Annotated in this window: 15 protein-coding genes; 5 read left to right on the forward strand and 10 right to left on the reverse strand. The window is 60.7% G+C overall.

Annotated features, from left to right (window positions below):
• Nucleotides 1-54: 54 nt before the first annotated feature.
• From ACYZTZ_RS12670 to ACYZTZ_RS12715, 10 genes are all read right to left on the reverse strand, one after another.
• Nucleotides 55-2,076 carry a nitric oxide reductase activation protein NorD gene (locus ACYZTZ_RS12670; RefSeq protein WP_461998437.1) on the reverse strand — a complete coding sequence of 674 codons (2,022 nt, stop codon included), beginning with the start codon at nucleotides 2,074-2,076 and terminating at the stop codon, nucleotides 55-57.
• On the reverse strand, nucleotides 2,077-2,877 hold the full coding sequence (locus ACYZTZ_RS12675; protein WP_461998438.1) for an AAA family ATPase: 801 nt from the start codon (nucleotides 2,875-2,877) through the stop codon (nucleotides 2,077-2,079).
• Nucleotides 2,878-2,891: 14 nt separating this feature from the next.
• Nucleotides 2,892-4,262, reverse strand: a complete 1,371-nt coding sequence (locus tag ACYZTZ_RS12680) for a cbb3-type cytochrome c oxidase subunit I (protein ID WP_461998439.1) — start codon at nucleotides 4,260-4,262, stop codon at nucleotides 2,892-2,894.
• 15 nt (nucleotides 4,263-4,277) lie between these two features.
• Nucleotides 4,278-5,138: a c-type cytochrome gene (locus ACYZTZ_RS12685; RefSeq protein ID WP_461998440.1), complete on the reverse strand. Its 861-nt coding sequence runs from the start codon at nucleotides 5,136-5,138 to the stop codon at nucleotides 4,278-4,280.
• 378 nt (nucleotides 5,139-5,516) lie between these two features.
• On the reverse strand, nucleotides 5,517-6,059 hold the full coding sequence (gene phaR / locus ACYZTZ_RS12690) for a polyhydroxyalkanoate synthesis repressor PhaR (RefSeq protein WP_156400827.1): 543 nt from the start codon (nucleotides 6,057-6,059) through the stop codon (nucleotides 5,517-5,519).
• 81 nt (nucleotides 6,060-6,140) lie between these two features.
• The gene (locus tag ACYZTZ_RS12695; RefSeq protein WP_461998441.1) at nucleotides 6,141-7,409 is read right to left on the reverse strand and encodes an OprD family porin; all 1,269 of its coding nucleotides are present in this window, start codon (nucleotides 7,407-7,409) and stop codon (nucleotides 6,141-6,143) included.
• 127 nt (nucleotides 7,410-7,536) lie between these two features.
• On the reverse strand, nucleotides 7,537-9,309 hold the full coding sequence (locus ACYZTZ_RS12700; protein WP_461998442.1) for an acyl-CoA dehydrogenase C-terminal domain-containing protein: 1,773 nt from the start codon (nucleotides 9,307-9,309) through the stop codon (nucleotides 7,537-7,539).
• 64 nt (nucleotides 9,310-9,373) lie between these two features.
• Nucleotides 9,374-11,044 carry a cation acetate symporter gene (locus ACYZTZ_RS12705; RefSeq protein WP_461998444.1) on the reverse strand — a complete coding sequence of 557 codons (1,671 nt, stop codon included), beginning with the start codon at nucleotides 11,042-11,044 and terminating at the stop codon, nucleotides 9,374-9,376.
• Nucleotides 11,044-11,370: a DUF485 domain-containing protein gene (locus ACYZTZ_RS12710; protein WP_123363997.1), complete on the reverse strand. Its 327-nt coding sequence runs from the start codon at nucleotides 11,368-11,370 to the stop codon at nucleotides 11,044-11,046. Before ACYZTZ_RS12710 ends, ACYZTZ_RS12705 begins: the two co-directional genes overlap by 1 nt.
• Nucleotides 11,371-11,501: 131 nt before the next feature.
• Nucleotides 11,502-13,124: an acyl-CoA synthetase gene (locus tag ACYZTZ_RS12715; RefSeq protein ID WP_046049843.1), complete on the reverse strand. Its 1,623-nt coding sequence runs from the start codon at nucleotides 13,122-13,124 to the stop codon at nucleotides 11,502-11,504.
• A gap of 232 nt (nucleotides 13,125-13,356) precedes the next feature.
• On the opposite strand from ACYZTZ_RS12715, the gene ACYZTZ_RS12720 reads away from it, so the two are divergent.
• The 5 genes from ACYZTZ_RS12720 to ACYZTZ_RS12740 all read left to right on the forward strand — a co-directional run bounded on the left by ACYZTZ_RS12720 (nucleotide 13,357) and on the right by ACYZTZ_RS12740 (nucleotide 19,605).
• Complete coding sequence (locus ACYZTZ_RS12720) at nucleotides 13,357-15,633, forward strand: PAS domain-containing sensor histidine kinase (protein WP_461998445.1); 2,277 nt, start codon at nucleotides 13,357-13,359, stop codon at nucleotides 15,631-15,633.
• 4 nt (nucleotides 15,634-15,637) lie between these two features.
• Nucleotides 15,638-16,273, forward strand: coding sequence for a response regulator transcription factor (locus ACYZTZ_RS12725; RefSeq protein WP_046049845.1), 636 nt, complete (start codon nucleotides 15,638-15,640; stop codon nucleotides 16,271-16,273).
• Between the two features lie 324 nt (nucleotides 16,274-16,597).
• Nucleotides 16,598-17,698 (forward strand): AI-2E family transporter, encoded by a 1,101-nt coding sequence (locus ACYZTZ_RS12730; protein ID WP_461998446.1) that lies wholly within the window; start codon nucleotides 16,598-16,600, stop codon nucleotides 17,696-17,698.
• 157 nt (nucleotides 17,699-17,855) lie between these two features.
• On the forward strand, nucleotides 17,856-18,320 hold the full coding sequence (locus ACYZTZ_RS12735) for a MaoC family dehydratase (protein ID WP_461998447.1): 465 nt from the start codon (nucleotides 17,856-17,858) through the stop codon (nucleotides 18,318-18,320).
• A gap of 100 nt (nucleotides 18,321-18,420) precedes the next feature.
• Nucleotides 18,421-19,605, forward strand: coding sequence for a patatin-like phospholipase family protein (locus ACYZTZ_RS12740; RefSeq protein ID WP_056742274.1), 1,185 nt, complete (start codon nucleotides 18,421-18,423; stop codon nucleotides 19,603-19,605).
• Nucleotides 19,606-19,625: the final 20 nt, after the last annotated feature.

A 19,625-nucleotide genomic window follows, 5' to 3' on the forward strand; every position in this document is an offset into this window, starting at 1 on the left:
TCCCTATCGCCATTTTTTTGTGCCGCGAAAAACCGTGGCGGGGCGGGCTCTGGCTCACGCTGATACCAGTCGTCTGATCCAGTCCAGCAGCACACTGGGCAACAGTTCGGGTCTGTGCAGCAAGGCGTATTGCCGCGAACCGAATACCGCTGGCAAGTAACTCGCCGCCTGTCGGTCGATGGTCAAACAGAAGGGATAGATGCCTTGGAGCTTGGCTTCGATCACCGCCTGACGCGTGTCTTCCACACCATAGCGGCCTTCGTACTGATCAACATCGTTCGGCTTACCGTCGGAGAGCAGTAACAAGAGACGGTGCGTGGCGGCTTCGCGCATCAGCAATGTGCTGGCGTGGCGCAGGGCGGCGCCGGCCCGGGTATAGCGTTCCGGTTCGAGGGCGGCAATGCGCCGACCGACTTCATCGCTGTAGCGCTCATCGAATGCTTTCAGGGTGCGGATCGTGACCCGCTGCGGCCCTTCGCCGGAAAACGCCAGCACACTATAAGGCTCGCCCAGACTCTCCAGCGCCAGACAGACCAGCAGCAACGCCTCGCGCTCGACATCAATGACCCGGCGATGGCAGGACAGCCAGCTGTCAGTGGAGCCGCTGACGTCGATCAGCAACATGATCGCCATGTCGCGCCGGCCACGGCGCTGGGTCTGATACAGCGCCTGCGGCATGCTCAGGCCGGCGCGGGCCTCGGCGCAACCGTCGATATACGCCTCCAGATCGATATCGTCGCCCTCCCATTGTTTGCGCAGCCTGACGCGTTGGGCCCGCAGACTTTCGAATTGCCGACGGATGGCATCGAGCACCGGACGGTGAGTATCGAGGGTTCGCTCGACCCACTGCTGCGGGCCTTCCAGGGCGGGACACAGTTGCAGGGTCGCCCCCGGATTACGGTAGACCTGGCGGCGGTAATCCCACTCGGGGTAGCTGATTGCGTTGTTGGCGAGATCCTGTGCAACGCGCTGAGTGCGGGTCTGTGGCGGGTCGTCGGACAGCAGCACTTCTTTCGGGCGACCTGCCGTGATCACCAGTCGGGCTTCGTCGAGTTCGGACAATGACTCGGCGAAATCAGCCGCCGGGGTGTCGGTATCCCGGTCGGCAGGGCGCTGCATTCCCATGGGGTCTTCGGCCTTTTCCAGCGGTTCGGCGGGCTGCACCATCCACAGGCCTTGTTCCTGATCGTCGTCCTCGTCGGCACAGGCTTCGCGCACAGTGGGCTGACGTGCGAGGCGGGCGCTGCGGGGCAGGGTGTCGGTTGTGTCGATTTCGCCGGGCAGGGGCGACACCTTCTGGCCCGCCGACGGCTCGCGTAGGTCGCCGGTCCAGGCATCGAGCAGCAACAGATGAGCGCCCAGTCTGTGCGGTTCGTCGATGGACAGGAAACGTTGCGCAAGGGTTTCTGACTGTTGTACCGAGTCGGCCGTTTTTACGGGTATCTCCAGCCCCTCAAGAGGGTTGCCGCATTCGCTGCGCAGCAGTGAACGAAGAAAATTTTCCAGGGGTTGTCGCGGATTGGGAAAGGCGTGAATCGGCGGGCGAGTCGCCAGGGCATGTTGGCGCAAGCCATGGATCGATGGCGCCAACCCCGGCAACAGTCGCACTAAATCCGTATCGGCGGCCCAGGCTTCCAGAAGTAGATAGACGCTGCGCTGCATCGGGTTGTCGAGGGCTGACAGGGCGCTGGCACTGCCTCGTCGGGCACGCATCGCCTGTTGCAAGGCCAGGGTTTTATAGCGTTGCAGCGTGAGCGGACCCTCGTGGCTGCCCAAGTCTTCCGGCAGCCATATCGTCACGCCATCGGTCGCCGGGACGGCGCTTTGCCGACACGGCTTTTCATGACGCAGCAATAGCTTTTTCAGGAACGTGGGGGGCGAGGGTGGTTGCGCGACGCGCAACGAATAGTGGGTGTCGAACACCGCCTTGATCAGTAAATCGAGGTGTTGTGCGACATCCCCGAGGGTGATGATTTTTGCAGTGTCCGAGGGTGCCCGATGACGACGCCACAACGCCTGCGCATACACCGTAGCGTGGCGTGCGACGTCGGTGATGAGGTCCTCGGCTTCGGCCATTTAGATAAATGTCAGGTCGACGAGGTCGCGCATGGCCGCGACCAGCACCGCGTCATCGGACAGCGGCGAGATCAACGCGACCCGGCACGCGATGGGCGCAGCAATGCCGCGGGTAATCAACCGTGCCGTGGCGATCAGCAGACGAGTGCTGGGGACTTCCGCCAGACCACGGTCCTGCAAGGCGCGTAGCCGTTGGGCGAGGGTGACCAGGGCGTGCGCGGTGGCGTAGTCGGTTCCACCCTCATGGATGACGATGGCGATTTCGCGCTCGGCCGGCGGGAAGTCAAAATCCAGCGCCACAAAGCGCTGTCGGGTACTCGGTTTCAAATCCTTGAGTATTCGTTGGTAGCCGGGGTTGTAGGAGACCACCAGTTGAAAGTGAGGCGAGGCTTCGAGGGTCTCGCCGATTTTGTCCAGCGGCAGGATGCGTCGGTGGTCGGTCAGCGGGTGCAGGACGACAATCGTGTCTTGCCGCGCTTCGACCACCTCGTCCAGGTAACAGATAGCGCCTTCGCGCACGGCTCGGGTCAGCGGGCCTTCCGTCCAATGGGTGCCCTGATGTCCGATCAGGAAACGTCCGACCAGGTCGCTGGCACTGAGGTCGTCATGGCAGGAAATGGTGATCAACGGGCGTTTGAGTCGCCACGCCATGTGTTCGACAAAACGGGTCTTGCCACAACCGGTGGGTCCTTTGAGCATGACGGCCAGTTGCTGCGCATGGCATTGCTCGAAAATCGCCACCTCGTCGCCGCTGGGCTGGTAATAGAGTTCAGCTTGCAGCGTTGCGGGTTCGACGTGCATCAGCGAACGCTCCATCACAACGCCGCGCCTGAGGCTCGAGGTGTGGCCAGGACCGGATCGGCTTCATCGACATTGAAGTCCGGCGCATGGCGGAAAAATTCGAAGATGAACAGCCCGGCACCCAGGCTGAACATCGACGCCGTCGCTACCAGCATCAGGAAGTGCACCTGAATCTTCAGCTGCACGTCCAGGTAGCCCAGGCCGAGAATGCGCTCCAGGTACACCTGACCAATGCCCGCGGTGGCGAATGACAGGGTCATGCCGAACATTCCCCCCAACTGCAGCCAGAACGCCCAGTAACCGATACTGCTTTCCTCCACCGGACGACGGGTCATGCCGGGCAGCGCATAGGTGATCATCGCCAGGACAATCATGGCGTAGGCGCCATAGAAGGCCGCGTGGCCATGCATGGCGGTAATCAGGGTGCCGTGGGTCCACTTGTTGACGTCGGGGAAGGTGTGAGCCAACCCCAGCAGACCGGCGCCGAACATGGTGAACACCGCGCTGCCCAAGGTCCAGTGCAAGGCCAGTTTGTTGGGGTGAGAGAGGCCGGAGCGGCGCATCGCGTTGTAGGCATAGATCGCCATGCCGATCAGCGCCATCGGCTCAAGCGCACTGAAGAAGCCGCCCAGTGGCAGCCAGTAATGGGGAACGCCGATCCAGTAATAATGATGAGCGGTGCCCAGAATGCCGGCAATGAACACCAGGCCGACGATGACGTACAGCCACTTCTCCATCACCTCGCGGTCAGCACCGGACAGACGGATCAGCAGATAGGCAAGAAAGCCGCCCTGGATCATCTCCCAAACACCTTCGACCCACAGGTGGATGGTCCACCAGCGGTAATAGATCGACACCACGTAATTTTCATAGTGCAGCAACGCTGGCAGAAAGAGCACGGCGGCGCTGGCCAGGCCCAGTAGCAGGACGCCCTCGGTGGAGGTGAAACGCCCGGCCTTTTTGATCGTCATGCCGATGTTGTAGAGGAACATCAGCATGCAAATCACGATCACGATCTTGTGGGGCAGCGGCTGTTCGAGCAGCTTGTTCCCGGTGCCATAACCGAACAGGTAGCCAAGAACAGCGGTGACACCCATGGCCGTCCACAACCCGAGCTGGATGTAGGCCAGTTTGGTGCTGTGCAACTCGCCACGGGATTCGTCCGGCACCATCCAGTAGGTCGCGCCCATGAACCCGGTGAGCACCCAGACGATCAACAGGTTGGTGTGAATGGACTTGGTGACATCGAATGGCAAGAGGTTCAGCAGCGGATCCGGCCCGAGGTATTTGGCCGCCGAGAGCAGGCCGAAGACCAGTTGCAGGCCGAACAGCACCATGGCAACGGCGAAATACCAGTAGGCGACGGATTGAGATCTGTAGCGCATGGTCATCCCCTTCGGTTACTGGAACGACGCCAGATAGGCGACCAGTTGATCGATCTGTTCGGGCGTCAGCGATTTTGCGAAGGTGTCCGGCATGAAGGACATGCCATTGGCGGAAAACATCTCGCCCGGATGCAGGTAGGCACTCGGCGTGACGATGGATTCGCGGATGAAACTTTCGGCGTCCTTGGCCTTGCCTTTGTAGTCAGGCGAGGCGATGACCTGCTTGGCGCGGTTGGCCAACCCGGCCAGTGATGGTCCGGCGAGGTTGACGCCCGGCGCAATCGAGTGGCAAGCGCTGCACACCGGCGTCGCGTTTGTTCGAAACAACGCCTCGCCCAGGGCGATCGGGTCTTCCTTGCCGGACACCGGGCGGGCAGCGGGCGGTGGATGGTCTCCGCCGGTGGCATTCTGCTGTGCCACGGTGAGGTCCATGCCAGGGATCGATGCACCGGTCACCAGAATCGGGCGCGGCGGCCAGCCTTGATTGTCGACCTTGCTCACCCAGTCGAGGAAGGTGATCAAATCGGCGATTTCCTCGTCGCCGAGTTTCAGGTTCGGCATCAGACGACGATGGCGTTTCTCGTCATAGAACTTTGAGGGGTCTTTGAGGAACGCAGTGAGATAAGGGGCGCCACGCTGCTGGGTGATTTTCGTCAGGTCCGGGGCGTAATAAGCACCCTCGCCGAACAGGGTGTGGCAATTGATGCAATTGTATTGATGCCAGACATCCTTGCCGCGAGTGACCTGCGGCGTGATCTGTTGGGCATTGGTCAGTGTGGGGAACTGCCGGTGACTATCAACCGTCATGCCCAGAAACACCACAGTGGCAATAGCCGTCGATATCAGCGCGAATGAGCGTGTCTGGCGTTTGTTCATTGCGAACTCCCTATACGCCGATACCGGTCCAATAGGTGATGCCGATCACTCCGGCATAGACGACCGCGCCGGCCATCAGCACGAGCACTGCATAGCTGACGAGCTTCAAGACGTTGTGCACGACTGCCTCCCTACATGAAAGTGCGGGTGGAAAGTGCCTGGTTATTCGCGTTACGCATTCAGTATTGATGCGCGCGAAAGAGCGTTAGCCCGTTGCACTGACGATTGCTTGAAGTCTGCATTCGAACAACTGCGAACAGGCGCTAAAGATTGACGACTTCACCAAGCCTTGGGTTCAAGTGCCGTGGTTCAGTGGGGGAGGCAGGATGACTGTGAGCCTAGTAGACGTCGCGCGACTGTCAATGACTCGGGTGTACTTCATTCACCGTCTTTTTTCTTTCCACCATCAGCGTTTGGTTTGCCGCCGAACATGCCAAACAGATTCTGGGTGTTCAGGTACAGCGCCTTCGACTGGTCGACATACTGGCGCATCAGGTCCTGCATCACCGGGGCTTGTTGATGCATGAAGTCGCTCCAGGCCTCGGACGACTGGGCGCCGGTCTGGGACTGGATGTCGATGACGGTCTGAATGCTCTTGTCCAGATAGCTACCGAGTACGCCCTGATAAGGGCCGTAGAACTGGATAATCCCCATCAGCATTTCGGTAGTGAAGATCGGCTCACCGCCGCTTTCAGCTTCCAGAATCACTTGCAGCAGGATGCTGCGCGTCAGGTCCTCGCCGCTCTTGGCATCGACCACCTGAAAGGCAACTTTGTCGACCACCAACTGGCGTATGTCCGCCAGCGTCAAATGACTGCTGGTGTGGGTGTCATACAGTCGGCGATTGGGGTACTTCTTGATCAGGCGGGGGGTGGTATCAGTCATGCGGGGCGTCTCGCGGCGGGCCTGGTTTGCAGGCATCTTAACCTACTCTGGCGACTGCCGCGGGTTGACGGGTACGGATCGTTCCCACGCTCCGCGTGGGAACGATCATTGCGGTGCTTACCAGATCGGTAGGGTGTAGCTGACGATCAGGCGGTTTTCATCCAGGTCGCTGCCGAAGTTGGTCGAGCGAACCGTCGCGTTACGCCATTTCACCCCGACATTCTTCAACGGCCCGCTCTGCACGACATAGCCGATGTCGGTATCACGTTCCCATTCCTTGCCTTCCGGGCGGTTGCCGCCCAGATCGATATTGTCGCCGGTGAGGTAGCGGGTCATGAAGGTCAGCCCTGGAACGCCGATGGCCGCAAAGTTGTAGTCGTAGCGCGCCTGCCAGGACTTTTCGTCCTTGCTGGCGAAGTCGCCGATCTGCACGAAGTTTACCAGGAAGGCGTCGGTGCCGTTGACGTAGGCGTAGCCAGTGTCGCCGCTCATGCCTTGATAACCCAGGCCCAACGCATGCCCGCCGAGGTTGTAGGTGAACATCGCGCCAATCGCATTGTTATCGACATTACTGCCTCCATCGTCCGTGGAACGGGCGAAGCGCAGATCCGTCTTCAACGACTGGCCCGTCGTCACCGGCAACACGTAAGTCAGGTTGACCAGGTGCTGGCTGTAGAAGTTGTCGAGGTGACCGTAGCTGTAGCCGGTGGCGAGGTTGCTGGTCCATTTGTAGTTCAGGCTGGCGAAATCGAAGCTGTCGCTGTCGAGATGACGTGTGGTGATGCCCTTGGCGCCGGTTCGGGTGATGCCCATGTCCTCGTAGTCCGAGGAGTCGCGCTGATTGACCTGCGTCAGTCGCCCGGCATCCACGGTCAGGCCTTCGATTTCCAGCGAGGTCAACTGACCGCCCTTGAAGGTTTGTGGCAACAGCCGTGAATCGTTGGCCAAGACCGTCGGCAGTTTCGGCAGCAGCGTGCCGAGTTTCAGCGTACTTTTTGAGGCGCGCACTTTGGCGGTCAGGCCCAGTTCGCCGTACTCGTCCTGAGCACCTTTGCTCGTGTCGCGGTGACGTTTGAGCAGGCCGGAGCCTGCGCGATCAGGGCTGGAATCGAGCTTGACGCCGACCAGGCCAATGGCATCGAAGCCGACGCCGATCAACCCTTCGGTAAATCCCGATTCATAGCGCAGCAGGAAACCCTGCGCCCATTCCTCTTGTTTGGATTGGGCGGCGTTGTCCTGGCGATAGTCACGGTTGAAATAGAAGTTGCGCAGCTCAAGGCTGGCCTTGCTGTCTTTGACAAAGTCAGCGGCGGCGGGGGCCGAGAGGCTGATGACGCCGCCGGCCAGCAACAGTCGGGTAGCGAGGGTGCGGGTGTTGCGGTCCATGGTGAAGCCCCTTTGTTTTTATTATGGAAAGACAGGTCCCGCGGCCCTCGCCAGGTCGGCGAGGGCTTATCGATAAAAAACGCGAACGCCAAAAGATAGGAGCGTGGCGCCGCGTGCGGTTCAATCGTTAGAACTGTTCGGCGCTCAGGCCAAACAAGGAGCCACTGCCCGCGCGGATGGATTGCTCCAGGCTCAAAATGCGCGGCAGCAGGCGGTGGATATAGAAGTCGGCGGTGGCGATTTTTGCGCCATAAAACCCTTCGTCTTCGTGCAGCTTTTGCTTGGCGACCTGCGCCATGCGCGCCCAAAGCCAGGCGTAGGCGACGTAACCGAACAGGTGCAAATACTCCACCGACGCGGCGCCGACTTCGTTGCGGTTGGTCGCGGCCTGATCCTGCAGCCAGTCGCTCAGGTCTTCCAGACGCTGCACGGCATCGAACAGTTGAGCGGAGTAGGGCGCGTCAGGCTGATGGGCGAAATGGCGGATCTCGCCGGTGAACTGGCGCAGCGCAAAGCCCTTGTCGGCGAGCACTTTGCGTCCGAGCAGGTCCAGGGCCTGAATGCCGTTGGTGCCTTCGTAGATCTGCGCGATGCGCACGTCACGGACCAATTGTTCCTGGCCCCATTCGCGGATGTAGCCATGACCGCCGAACACTTGCTGGCCATTGATGCAGCTTTCCAGGCCGGTGTCGGTGAAGAACGCCTTGGCCACCGGCGTCAGCAGCGCAACCAGGGTTTGCGCGCTGTCGCGTTCTTTGGCGTCATCGGAAAACTTCGCCAGGTCCAGTTGCTGCCCCACATAGCTGGCAAACGCGCGGCCGCCCTCGGTCATGGCTTTCATGCTCAGCAGCATGCGGCGCACATCAGGGTGAACGATGATCGGGTCAGCCACTTTGTCCGGAGCAATGGCACCGGTCGGCGCGCGGCTCTGCACACGTTCACGGGCGTACGCCACGGCGCTTTGATAGGACGCTTCGGCGCAGCCAATGCCCTGAATGCCGATGGACAAGCGCTCGTAGTTCATCATGGTGAACATCGCCGCCAAGCCTTTGTTGGCTTCGCCGACCAGCCAACCGCTGGCACCATCGAAGTTCATCACGCAGGTGGCCGAGGCCTTGATGCCCATCTTGTGTTCGATGGAGCCGCAACTCACGGCGTTGGCGTCGCCGAGGGAACCGTCGGCATTGACCAGTACTTTGGGCACGACGAACAGTGAGATGCCTTTCGGCCCCGCCGGTGCGTCCGTCAGTTTGGCCAGCACCAGATGGACAATGTTTTCGGTCAGGTCCTGATCGCCACCGGTGATGAAGATCTTGCTGCCGGTGATGCTGAAGCTGCCGTCGGCCTGAGGTTCGGCGCGGGTGCGGATAATCCCCAGATCGGTGCCGGCGTGGGCTTCGGTCAGGCACATGGAACCGGCCCAGCGGCCTTCGTACATCGGCGGCAGGTAGAGGCTTTTCAGGGTGTCGCTGGCGTGGGCATCCAGCGCCAGGCAGGCACCGGAACTCAACGCCGAATACAGGGCGAAGCTGGAGTTGGCGCCGTAGAGCATTTCTTCGAACTGCACGGCGAGCATCTTCGGCATGCCCATGCCGCCGAAATCGGCGTTACCGGAAAGGCCCACCCAGCCGCCTTCGATGTAGGTGGCATAAGCCTGTTTGAAACCGATCGGCGTGCTGACCTGGCCATCGACCCACTGGGCGCCTTCCTCGTCGCCGCTGCGATTCAATGGCGCAATCAGGTGCGAGGTGACTTTGGCCGCCTCCTCAAGAATGGCGTCAGCGGTGGCGGCGTCGACACTGTCGGCCAGGGCTGGCAAGCGTGCCCACAGGGCCGGGGCGTCGAACACTTCATGCAAGACAAAGCGCATGTCGCGCAGCGGGGCGTTGAATTCGGGCATAACGTGAACCTCAAAAGGTTGTGCGATGGGCACGGCGCCGCTTGAGCAGGCCGTGCCCTTTGAATCAATGAGCGGAAGCGCTGGCGGCACCGAGGCCGGTCTGGGCGCGAACGAACTGGTCGGCGTAAGCGTCACGCTCTTTGTCGGCCCGCACGCTGCGGTCGAGTTTCGACACCACGACGATCACGAAGAACGCCAGCGGCATGGAGAACAGCGCCGGGTGGTCGTACGGGAAGATCGCGTGAGCATGGCCGAGCACGGTGACCCAGACGGCTGGCGAAAGGATCACCAGCACCAGCGCGCAGATCAGGCCGGCGAAACCACCGATGATCGCGCCTTTGGTGGTCAGGCCTTTCCAGTACATGGCCATGATCAGCACCGGGAAGTTGGTCGATGCGGCGATGCCGAAGGTCAGGCCGACCAGGAATGCGACGTTCATCTTCTCGAACAGAATGCCCAGCAGAATCGCGATGATGCCCAGGCCGACAGTGGCCATGCGGGTCACGCGCATTTCCTGTTTCTGGCTGGCTTTGCCTTTCTTGAATACTGTGGCGTAGAGGTCGTGGGATATCGCCGAGGCACCGGCCAGGGCCAGCCCGGAGACCACCGCCAGAATGGTGGCGAAGGCCACGGCCGAGAGGAAACCGAAGAACAGGTTGCCACCGACCGCTTTGGCCAAGTGCATGGCGACCATGTTGCCGCCGCCAATCAAGGCGCCGCCGACTTCGCCATTAACGTAGTACTGCGGATCGGTGCCGATGATCACCATCGCGGCAAAGCCCAGGGTGCAGACAACGAGGAAGAAGAAGCCGATGAAACCGGTGGCGTAGAACACCGACTTACGCGCTTCCTTGGCGTTAGGCACAGTGAAGAAACGCATCAGAATGTGCGGCAGGCCGGCAATCCCGAACACCAGGCCCAACGACATCGAAGCGGTGTTGATCGGGTCGGCGAGCATTGAGCCAGGGCCCATGATGTTCCAGCCGCTGGCATGGGCTTCGACGGCTTTGGTGGCCAGGGTTTCGTAGCTGAAGCCGAACTGCGACATGGCCATGAACGCCAGGGTTGTGCCGCCGGCAAGCAACAACACAGCTTTGATGATTTGCACCCAGGTGGTGGCGATCATGCCGCCGAAGATCACGTACACCAGCATCAGTGCACCGACGATCACCACCGCAACCGGGTAGTCGAGGCCGAACAGCAACTTGATCAACTGACCCGCACCGACCATCTGCACGATCAGGTAGCAGCACACCACCGTCAACGAACCGAAGGCGGCGAAGATCCGCACTTTGTTCTGGTCCAGTCGATAGGACACGATATCGGCAAAGGTGTAGCGCCCCAGGTTGCGCAGACGCTCGGCCATCAGGAAGGTGATGATCGGCCAGCCGACGAAGAAGCCGATGGTATAGATGAAGCCGTCGTAGCCTTTGGCGAATACCAGGCTGGACAGCCCCAGCAGCGTGGCGGCGGACATGTAGTCGCCGGCAATCGCCAGACCGTTCTGGAACCCGGTGATGCCGCCGCCCGCAGTGTAGAAGTCCGACGTGGATTTGGTTTGCCGCGCGGCCCACCAGGTGATGGCCAGCGTGCCCAGCACGAAGACGAAGAACATGCCGATCGCATGCAGGTTGAGCGGTTGTTTTTCCACCACACCCAGCGCGGGTGCAGCCAGCACAACGGAGGCCGGCAATAGCCCGGCAGCGGCGAGGAGAAGTTTACGCAGCAGGTTCATCACTTGCTCTCCTCGAGAATGGCGGCGCCCAGTGCATCGAAACGCGTGTTGGCGCTGTAGACATACCAACCGGTCAGTAGCCAGGAAAAAATGATGATCGCCGCGCCAACCGGCATGCCCAGGGTCAACATCCGATGCTCGGCGAGCGGCGCATGCAGCCACTGCGGGGCAAACGCCACCACCAGCATGAACGCGTAGTAAGTGCCCAGCACCGCAGCACTGAGTGACCAGGCCAGGCGCGAACGGCTGCTCACCAATTGAATGAATTTCGGGTTGGACCGAATGCGTTCACAGCGTTGGGTATCGGTTGAATGGATGTCGATCATGGGTGGCTCCACCTTGTTGTTGTTATCGGTGCTTTTGGTATTCAGGGCAGGGCAGCGCCGAATCCGGCCTGCACGAGCCCGAAGCGGCCAGTAAAATCACCGGCCGCTTGACGGGTACAACGTCGATTCGGTTAGAGCGCTTTGGCCCTGTCGCGCAGAACGTACTTCTGGATCTTGCCGGTTGAAGTCTTCGGCAGCAGGGTGAAAATCACGGTGCGCGGCACTTTGAAACCGGCCAGGTGTTCGCGGCAGAAACTGATGATGTCGGCCTCGCGAACGTCCTGGTGATCAGCCTTCAACGTGATAAAGGCGCAGGGCGTTTCGCCCCACTTCTCATCGGGGCGGGCGACGACGGCCGCTTCCATGACGGCTGGATGGCGATAGAGCACACCTTCCAGTTCGATGGTGGAAATGTTCTCGCCGCCGGAAATGATGATGTCCTTGAGTCGGTCCTTGATCTCGACATACCCGTTCGGATGACACACCGCCAGGTCGCCGGTGTGGAACCAGCCGCCTTCGAACGCTTCGGCCGTGGCGGTCGGGTTCTTCAGGTAGCCCTTCATCACGGTGTTGCCGCGCATGAAGATCTCACCGATGGTCTGACCGTCTCGTGGGGTCGGCTCCAGCGTCTTCGAGTCGCCGACCATCACGCCTTCGAGCGTCGGGTAGCGCACGCCCTGACGGGATTTGATTTGCGCCCGTTCGTCCAGCGGCAACTCATCCCATTCGGCGTGCCAGGCGCAGAGCGTCACCGGGCCATAGGTTTCGGTCAGGCCATACACGTGGGTGACCTTGATGCCCATTTCTTCCACGGCACCGATCACTTTGGCCGGCGGTGCGGCACCGGCGACCATCGCGTTGACCGGGTGATCGATCGCCGCTTTCGCCGATTCCGGCATGTTGACCAGCGCGTTGAGCACGATTGGCGCAGCGCACAGATGGGTGACCTGATGCTCGCGGATCAGCGTGAGGATTTTCTGTGGATCGACACGGCGCAGGAACACATGCACACCGGCCATGGCGGTGATGATCCACGGGTAACACCAACCGTTGCAATGGAACATCGGCAGGGTCCAGAGGTACACCGGGTGGTTGCCCATGGCCCAGGTCATCTGGTTGCCCAACGAGTTCAGATAAGCACCGCGATGGTGGTAAACCACGCCTTTAGGGTTGCCGGTAGTGCCGGAGGTGTAATTCAGCGAGATGGCTTGCCATTCGTCCGCCGGCCACTGCCAGGCGAAGGCCGGATCGCCTTCGGCCAGCAGCGCTTCATAGTCCAGATCGCTGACCGCCTGACCTTCGCCGTATTCCGGATCATTGACGTCGATCACCAGTGGCGGGTGATCGAGCATGCCGATCGCCGCGTGAATCACATCATGGAACTCGCGGTCGGTAATCAGCACCTTGGCTTCGCCATGTTGCAGCATGAAGGCGATGGCTTCGGCATCCAGACGCACGTTGAGCGGGTTGAGCACCGCGCCAATCATTGGCACGCCGAAATGCACTTCAAGCATCTCGGGAATGTTGGGCAGCATCACCGCCACCGTGTCGTTCTTGCCGATGCCGCGACCGGCCAGCGCCGACGCCAGACGGCGGCAGCGGGTGTAGGTCTGCGCCCAGGTGCGGCGAATAGAACCATGGATGACGGCGGGGTAGTTGGGGTAAACGCTGGCGGTGCGCTCGATGAAGCTGAGCGGAGACAAGGCAATATGATTGACAGCCGCAGGGCCTAGCCCTTGTTCATAGATCGACATGTACGGGTACTCGGTGGCTGATTGTTAGCTCTATAGGTGACCCTTGCAGCGTCGCCGCTGAGGGCACCTTTTATGTCCGGTTTGCTTTATATAACATTCAGCCACTGATATGGAAGTACAACCTACGTCATATAGGATATGTACTATATTTGCTTCTTGCGGATCTAAAATGAATGCAGTGACACTGCCAAGGCCGGTATATCCTTGGCTCCCCCAACGAAGCGGACCTGTGATGACCCTGACTCCCGTTCGATTGCACAGCTGGTTGCGCCTGCAGCGCGAGGGTGTGTCTCTGGCCGCCCGGGCCGATGCGTTGTGCCGTGCGTTGCAGGAATGTCCCGAGGTGCGCCGGGCGGTTTATCTGAGTTGGCAAGCCAATGCGCGGATTTACAGCCACGAGGGCGCCGCTCAGCATTTTCCACCTGGCCTGGGCGACCCATCGCTGGCCAGCGATCAGTTGCTGTTTGATCGGCTGGTCGAGGCGGGGCGTCTGGATCTGGCGCAAGTGCGGCAACTCGATTGCTGGTTGTCCGGTCGATTGCGTCGGGCCGCTATCAGCCATGGCCAGGTGTTTGATCTGGCCTTGCAACCGGGGCAGCCGGGGTTGTTGCTGGTGGAAGTGTGCGAGGGCGTGAGTCTTGATTGGCTGGGTTGGGTGCAGGATTTGCTGACGACCTTGCTGAGCAGCGTCAATGGCATGCTGCGTGGCTCACCGCTGTTGGGGCACGATCCGCAACCGAGTCTGTTGCTCGATGCGCAGGGCCGGCCGCTGGAGTTCAACGCGGCGCTGTTGGCGTTGCTGGCCGAAAAACCGCTGACCGAGGTGCTGGGCTTTTTGCCGGTGAATCACCGGGTGCTGGTCCGTGCCTGCCTCGACCAGCAACGCGCCATCGATGGGGTCGAAGCCCAGTTCGAAGCGCAGATCCTGATCTGGACGTTTATCCCCGATCCCCAGGACAACCGTGTACTCGCCCGTTGCCGCGACGCCACGGCACAAGTGCTGGCCGAGCGTGAAGCCGCCACGGCACGCAGGCTGTACAGGTTGATCATCGAGAACACCACCGACCTGATTTCCCGACACACACCGGACGGGCGCTTTCTGGATGCCTCACCCGCGTCCTGGACATTGCTCGGTTATTGGCCGGAAGAGTTGCGGGGGCAAATGGCCCAGGGCCTGTTCCATGGTCAGGATCTGGCCAGCCTGGTGCAGCGCGCGCGGGATGCCCTGGAGCAGGACGGTTATCACACGATGACCTATCGCATTCGTCATCGAGACGGGCATTACCTGTGGTTCGAAACCGCGAGCCGGGCGATTCGTGAAACCTACACCGGAACGGTGGTCGAAGTGGTCAGCGTGTCCCGGGATATCACCGCCCGGGTGCAAGCCGAGGAGAACAAGCGGCGTCTGGCTGAGGTGGTCGAGGCCAACACCGATCCGGTGTTGTTCATCGACCCCGAGGGGCAAGTCACTTACCTCAACCCGGCAGCGCGGCGCATCCTCGGGATCGACGAGCAGCAGCCGATGCCGGCCTTGGCGCAATTGTTCGCCAGCGCCGACCTGGCACGTCTGCAGCGTGATGGCTGGAGCAGCGCCGAACGCGATGGCGTCTGGAGCACCGATGCGCGATTGCAGCCACCGGGTGGCGGCACTTCAGTGCCGGTATCGCTGGTGTTGCTGGCGCACCGTTCGGCCGGTGGCGAGCGCTATTACTCCTTGGTGGCGCGGGACATGACCGAGCGTGAACTGCGTGAAGTGCAACAGCGCCGCCATCAAGACGAACTGGCGCACACCGCGCGGTTGGTCACCCTGGGTGAATTGGCCTCGGGCATCGCACACGAAATCAACCAGCCGTTGGCGGCGGTGGTCAATTACGCCAATGCCAGCCAGCGCTATTTACAGACGCTGGATTCCAATCCCCAGGCCGCCGCCCGAGTGGCGCAAGGGCTGGAACGCATTACCCATCACGCCACGCACGCCTCGGAAGTGATCAGACGTTTGCGCGCGTTTCTGCGCAAGGGACAACGTCGGATGCAGGCCCTGAATTTCACCGACGTCGCCCGCGAGGCCGTGCGTTTGTGTGCCTGGGAAGCGAGCAATTGCCAAGTGACAATCGAGGATCGCCTGCCGGATAATCTGCCGCCGATTTATGCCGACCGGGTGCTACTGGAACAGGTGCTGCTCAATCTGTTGCGCAATGCCATCGACGCCAACCGCGAACAACATCCGGGGCAGCCTTCGCAGATCGTGATGGCTGCGGGGCAGGGCGGTGGTGCAACCGTGGAAATCAGTGTGCAAGACCAGGGACCGGGCGTCAGCGAGCCCGAACTGGAGCAGATATTTACCCCGTTCTATACCAGCAAGGCCGATGGCCTGGGACTTGGCTTGTCCATGAGCCGCAGCATCATCGAAGGTTTCGGTGGCGAATTGCAGGCCCTACGCCAACCTGTCGGGCTACTGATGTGCTGCCGCTTGCCGCTGGCCGGCCCAACAAAACAACAACAGGAATAACGTAATGGCAGGTGTGACGGAGCACGTGGTGTATGTGGTCGACGACGATCAAGGCATGCTCGACTCAACGGTCTGGTTATTGGAATCGGTAGGGCTCAAGGCCTTGCCGTTTACCAGTGGCGTGGAGTTTCTCAATGCGTGTGATGCCACGCTCGATGCCTGCGTGCTGCTCGATGTTCGCATGCCCGGCATGGGCGGTTTGAACGTGCAGGAAGAAATGCGCACACGTGAGCTGAACCTGCCGATCATCTTCGTCAGCGGGCACGCGGACGTGCCGATCGTGGTTCGCGCCTTCAAGGCGGGCGCCCATGACTTCATCGAGAAGCCCTATAACGAGCAATTGCTGCTGGACAGCGTGCAGCAGGCGCTCAGCAACTGCGCGGCAAATCGCTCAGGCAATCAGGGCCATGAAGCCTTGCAGGCACGTTTGCTGACACTGACCCCACGGGAGCGCGATGTCTTGCTGCCGCTGGTCCAGGGTTACACCACCCGTGAGATCGCTGAACAACTGGGCGTGAGCGCAAAAACCGTCGACTTGTATCGTTCGCGGGTGATGAAACGCATGCAGGCCAATACCTTGCCGGACCTGGTGGGCATGGCTATCGCCGCTGAACTGGTCGATCCGCTGAAGCTGCGGTGATTTGCGCAGGGGTAACAGGGGTGTCAGATGAATCCACCCCTCACCCCAGCCCTCTCCCCAGTGGGGAGAGGGGGAAAGGGAGCCGATCTCCACGCTTTTCAAAGCCTGCGTTCACCTTGATATTTCAGGTCGATGTAACTCTAAGAACAACTCGGTCAGTCCCCTCTACCCTCTGGGGCGGTCCGACGTTTCGGGAGGGTTAGGGTGAGGGGTGGATCCTGAGCCAGACACTTATCCAACACCGCAATTCTCACGTTTTCCATTGAGCGTCTATGCTGGGCTAACCGATCTCATCCCTCTGCAGCGATCTGCAAGGAGGCAGCAATGGTGCCCACATCCAGTTCCGAGAAGGCGTTCACACGCAGTCTGCTCGATGTTTTGATCCGTGCCGGACTGATTGCCGTACTGGTGCTGTTCTGCTTTGAGATCTTCAGCCCGTTCCGCGACCTCATGCTGTGGTCGCTGATCCTGGCAATCACCCTTTACCCGCTGCAAGAGCGGCTCAAGGGGCCGCTGGGTCAGAAAGACGGCTACATTGCGACGCTGATTGTGCTGATCGCTATCGTTGTTCTCATGGTGCCGATCTATCTGTTGGTCACCTCGATTGCCGATTCGGTCGCGCATGCCATGACCACCGTCAAGGACGGCAGCTTCCATATTCCGCCACCCGCCGATTCAGTCGCTGCCTGGCCGTTAGTGGGCAAGTCGGTCTCTGCTTTATGGCTGCAGGCCTCAACCGATCTTCCCGAGCTGGCAGCGAAGTACCTGCCGCAGATAAAACATTTCAGCGTGAGTTTCCTGGGCAAACTGGCCGGCGTCGGCATGGGGTTCCTCACCTTTATCTTTGCATTGATCATCGCCGGCATTTTCATGGCCTATGGCGAGAGCGGCAGCCGCAGTGCGGTACAGATCGCTTCACGCGTGAGCGACCCGGGCAAGGGGCCGAAAATCGCCGAACTCTGCACCGCAACGATCCGTGCGGTCGCGCTGGGGGTGGTCGGCATCGCTTTCATCCAGATGCTGCTGGTGGGCATCGGATTCGTGCTCATGGGCGTCCCCGGCGCCGGTCTGCTGGCCTTGGCGGTGCTGCTGCTCGGCATCATGCAATTACCGGCGACGCTGATTACGCTGCCCGTGATTGCCTTTGTGTTCGCCACTGAGGGAGCCAGCACGGCAACCATTGTTTTCGCCATTTATGTGTTCGTTGCCGGCCTGGTGGATAACGTACTCAAGCCCTTGCTGCTGGGGCGCGGTGTCGATGTGCCGATGCCGGTGGTGTTGATCGGTGCCCTGGGCGGCATGGTCACCAGCGGCATCCTCGGGCTGTTCATCGGTCCGGTGGTGCTTGCGGTCGGCTATCAGTTGTTCTGGCAGTGGGTGGAGGATCAGCCGCAGAACAGACCGGACGTCCCGCCGACGTTATGACTGCCCGGGCTTGCGCTAGCATGAAAGATGTTCAGGCCATTCGCCCTGACGAGCAGGGCTGCCGCCATGACTGCACAGAATCCTCACTGCTTCGTCGACACGACTAAAACGTGGACGTGAGTGGCGGCCTGCCTCTACGCCTAGAGAGGGTTGAATCATGACCATCCATTCCTGGGAAAAACTCTACCTCGATGACCTGAGCCTCGGTCAGCAGTTCGAAAGCGACAGCTTGCGTGTCCATCGAGCGTCGATGCTGGCCTTTGCTCAGGAGTTCGACCCGCAACCGTTTCACCTCGATCCTGAGCTCGCCGAGCTGAGCCTGTTCCGTGGCCTGGCAGCCAGTGGCTGGAACACCGCCGCCCTGACCATGAAGCTGCTGGTGGAAAGCGTGCCATTGGCAGACGGGATCATCGGCCTGGGCATCGAGTTGAGCTGGCCGACGCCGACCTACCCGGACGACCTGTTGCGTCTGCAATGCACGGTGCAGGCCATCGATCCATCCAGTTCCAAGCCAGATCGGGGTGTGGTGACCCTGTTCATGGAAACACTCAATCAAAACGACCAGGTCGTGCAGCGAGCCACCGGCAAACTGCTGGTCTTCAGAAGACCGGCGCCTGATTGAGAACGTAGTCATGGGTGTGTGGAGCGTGCGTGATCGGCAAGGCGTCTTGCCGTTGCATTGAGCGCGTTCTTTGTCGATTGCAGGGGCCGGAGGCGGCGTTGTGAAAACATTCCTGCTCAGACCTAGCGCCTCAACGCTGAACATGTTGCGTCAAGCGTGCCTGCAACGCCGAGATGCGGTGCCGCCAACGTTAACCGAAAAAGCGCTCATCCCTGACATTCCAGATGCTCGCTACTGGCTGGACCAGGATCTGACGCCGTTCATTCGGGATGTGAGTCAGGCCAACCTTCGAGAGGCCGAGGCGCTCGCCAGCGCAGGGATGCCCAATGACACCCTGCCGCTGGCAAGCATGCTGGCCGTTTCGGGGGGTGGCGACGCAGGCACATTCGCGGGGGGCATCATTGCGGGATGGACCCTGCATGGGTCTCGACCGGTGTTCAAAGTCGTCACCGGCATTAGCGCTGGCGCCCTGGTCGCCCCGTTCGCTTACCTGGGGCCCCAGTACGACGGTGTCATTCTGGGTATCTGCAACGCAGTCGGTCCAAAAGACATATTCCATGCGCGCAATGTGCTGACCCGTCTTGCCAGCGACGGTATCGCGCACAGCAAGCCACTGTCGCGGCTCATTGCACAGCACATCACAGCCGAGGTTCTTGCGGCGATCGCGTCGGAATACGCCAAAGGACGACTGCTGATGATCGGCACCACCGACCTTGATTCTGGACGCCCGGTCACCTGGAACATGGGCGCCATTGCCTCCAGCCAGGCACCGGGCGCGCTCGACCTGTTTCGCAACATCATGATCGCGTCGATGAGTATTCCCGGCGCCGTCTCCCCCGTCATGATCGACGTGGAGGTTGACGGTCAACAGTTTCAGGAAATGCACGTGGACGGAGGCGTCCTGACTCAGGTGTTCCTTTACCCACCAGGCACCGTGATGGCGCTGAACCGCGTGACCGGGGCGCGCTTGCGTGATGAACGGCATTTCTATGTCATTCGCAACGGCAAACTGGAGTTGCAGTGGTCCGGAACCAAGCGCCGCACGTTGAGCATCGGCGGTCGCGCCATCAGCGCATTGATCCAGACTCAGGGGATCAGCGATCTGGATCGCATTTACCGAATTGCGCAGCAGGATGGGGCGGACTTCAATCTGGCGTACATCGGCTCGGATTTTGATACTTCTCGTGCTCATAAATTCGATGGCGAGTACATGAAGCGCTTGTTCGATTACGCCTTTCAGCTCAGCGCGAAAGGCTATCCGTGGCATAAATCGCCGAATACGTGAGAGAGGGCCGGCGCTCTGCT

It is taken from the genome of Pseudomonas sp. LB3P58 (assembly GCF_054897895.1).

Excerpts from the sequence above, each read along its gene's own strand:
- ACYZTZ_RS12670 (WP_461998437.1), bottom strand. The coding sequence starts at position 2,076 with ATGGCCGAAGCCGAGGACCTCATCACCGACGTCGCACGCCACGCTACG.
- ACYZTZ_RS12675 (WP_461998438.1), bottom strand. The coding sequence starts at position 2,877 with ATGCACGTCGAACCCGCAACGCTGCAAGCTGAACTCTATTACCAGCCC.
- ACYZTZ_RS12680 (WP_461998439.1), bottom strand. The coding sequence starts at position 4,262 with ATGCGCTACAGATCTCAATCCGTCGCCTACTGGTATTTCGCCGTTGCC.
- ACYZTZ_RS12685 (WP_461998440.1), bottom strand. The coding sequence starts at position 5,138 with ATGAACAAACGCCAGACACGCTCATTCGCGCTGATATCGACGGCTATT.
- phaR (WP_156400827.1), bottom strand. The coding sequence starts at position 6,059 with ATGCCTGCAAACCAGGCCCGCCGCGAGACGCCCCGCATGACTGATACC.
- ACYZTZ_RS12695 (WP_461998441.1), bottom strand. The coding sequence starts at position 7,409 with ATGGACCGCAACACCCGCACCCTCGCTACCCGACTGTTGCTGGCCGGC.
- ACYZTZ_RS12700 (WP_461998442.1), bottom strand. The coding sequence starts at position 9,309 with ATGCCCGAATTCAACGCCCCGCTGCGCGACATGCGCTTTGTCTTGCAT.
- ACYZTZ_RS12705 (WP_461998444.1), bottom strand. The coding sequence starts at position 11,044 with ATGAACCTGCTGCGTAAACTTCTCCTCGCCGCTGCCGGGCTATTGCCG.
- ACYZTZ_RS12710 (WP_123363997.1), bottom strand. The coding sequence starts at position 11,370 with ATGATCGACATCCATTCAACCGATACCCAACGCTGTGAACGCATTCGG.
- ACYZTZ_RS12715 (WP_046049843.1), bottom strand. The coding sequence starts at position 13,124 with ATGTCGATCTATGAACAAGGGCTAGGCCCTGCGGCTGTCAATCATATT.
- ACYZTZ_RS12720 (WP_461998445.1), top strand. The coding sequence starts at position 13,357 with ATGACCCTGACTCCCGTTCGATTGCACAGCTGGTTGCGCCTGCAGCGC.
- ACYZTZ_RS12725 (WP_046049845.1), top strand. The coding sequence starts at position 15,638 with ATGGCAGGTGTGACGGAGCACGTGGTGTATGTGGTCGACGACGATCAA.
- ACYZTZ_RS12730 (WP_461998446.1), top strand. The coding sequence starts at position 16,598 with ATGGTGCCCACATCCAGTTCCGAGAAGGCGTTCACACGCAGTCTGCTC.
- ACYZTZ_RS12735 (WP_461998447.1), top strand. The coding sequence starts at position 17,856 with ATGACCATCCATTCCTGGGAAAAACTCTACCTCGATGACCTGAGCCTC.